2 protein-coding genes are annotated in these 1717 nt (G+C 49.4%); both read left to right on the top strand.

From position 1 onward, the window contains the following. A partial coding sequence (locus AC1RAC_RS28270) for a hypothetical protein (RefSeq protein ID WP_492617181.1) occupies positions 1-573 on the top strand: 573 nt, incomplete at its 5' end. Then, a partial coding sequence (locus AC1RAC_RS28265) for a DUF6708 domain-containing protein (protein ID WP_492617180.1) occupies positions 573-1717 on the top strand: 1145 nt, incomplete at its 3' end. The genes AC1RAC_RS28270 and AC1RAC_RS28265, both read left to right, overlap by 1 nt.

The raw sequence follows: 1717 nt of genomic DNA, 5'->3' as shown, positions 1-1717 counted from the left end.
ACCGGGGCGGAGTGGACCAGTAAGAAATATGGGGCTGCCACGGCAACGGGAAGAATAGCGGCCAGTTGGGGCGGTGGGTTGAAGTTGTATGGTGGTTTTTTGGGCGCGATTGGCGGAGTAATTGGTGGGGCTCTAGACATTAGCAGCTCGATTGATCAGGAACGGAAGGATAGAAACTATTTATCAACTGCTTATTTTATTAGAGCTGCTGCTTCCCTTTCTGTAACTGCGTTGACTCTAGGTGTCGCAGTTTCAGGAAGTGGCCCCTATCTACGAATGTTAATGAATAGGACGGGGAATCAATTCCTTCTTGGTGCACTAAAATTTATGGAGTCAATTGCTAGGCGGCTGGCAAGTGAAGTAATACTGAGAATGATGCGAGCCAGCCTCGCACGCCTTGCATGGGCAGGGCTCGCCATAAGTGGGTTGATCTGGTTGCTTGAGCCGGGAGCTATTGAGTCATGGTGTGATAAGTCCGTTTTCAGAAAGGATAAAAAATCTAAAGGCTATAAGTCCCTAATTGAAGAGTCCTCGGGGCTTGAACTGGCATTTAATAAAACAGTGGGCGATTAATGTTTTTATTCGAAAGAATTATGTGGTCCGCAAGAATCGAAAATTCCGAGCAGCGCAAGCTTTGGGAGGATCTGGCTCCAAAAGACGAGCGGGTGGCTTCAGCCCAAAGCCTCACGCAGCACACGAAGTCGAATGACAAGGTGTGGGAGCCGTATGAGTCAGTTTCTGAAAAGCCGACTGATGCGGAGTCATTATATTTTTTTAGTGATGACTATATTGATGTGCGCGCAGCATTTCAGGAGGAGAAGCGTGGCTTAATCACATTTGGCTTTTTGGTTGTTGCTGTGGCTTTGAATCTGTATGCTTTTTATGCAAGTTTTTGGGTGTCTGCTGAAAGGCTTTTTTTAAGCTCTTCCTTTCATAATGCTTGGAGTATGGAGGCGGTAATTGGAGCCGTTTTTAAAGTTACGATTTGGGGAGGGATGAATTACTATCTTTGGAAATATATTTGGCGCTGGGTCCGGGTAGAGCTTTTTACGCAAAGATATTTGGTTGCACGTTTTCATCGTAAAACAAGGCAGGTTTACCTAAATAGGCCTAAATATGCTGGCGGAATGATTGTATTACCTTGGGAGGCTGTGGTTCCCGGCGTTAGCCCAGAAGATCCAGAATATATGGGTATTGGAGGCTTTCTGCTCCTAGCATTTATGTCGGAGCACACTGGTGCGGGTTACGACGAAACCCTAATGCTGGGACGACCTATGCACGGTAATGAAGAGCTGGTCGGGTTCTGGGAGTTCATCCGCCGCTATATGGAGGAGGGACCACAATCGGTACCAAAACCCAAACGGCTACTGACGCTGAGACCCACTCCCATCGAGCCGATCCGCGCAACCCTTCGTTTCATGTCTGGCTTTTGGCGTAACGGCGGAAAAGTCGCCATGTTGATCACGGGCACCTTACTCTCACCGCTGATCGTGCTGCATGCCCTGTGTCACTGGATTTCATTACTGCTGTGCTGGGCACCTCGCTGGCCCAAGGAAATTCAGGAAGCAGGACAACCCGGCAAGCCGATTCCCAAGCTGACGACCGCGGAAGACTTCGGTCCGATTATTGGCGCCAACCTGCGGGCCAATACCCTGAAAGAACGAAGCGAAACGCCTATGCCTGAGCGTAAGGGATGGCGGCCGGCTGCCGGTCATCA

Source organism: Pseudomonas sp. GW823-FHT02F05 (genome assembly GCF_058797315.1).
Note: the sequence above shows the minus strand (reverse complement) of the source record. Positions and strands in the feature narration are given on the sequence as shown.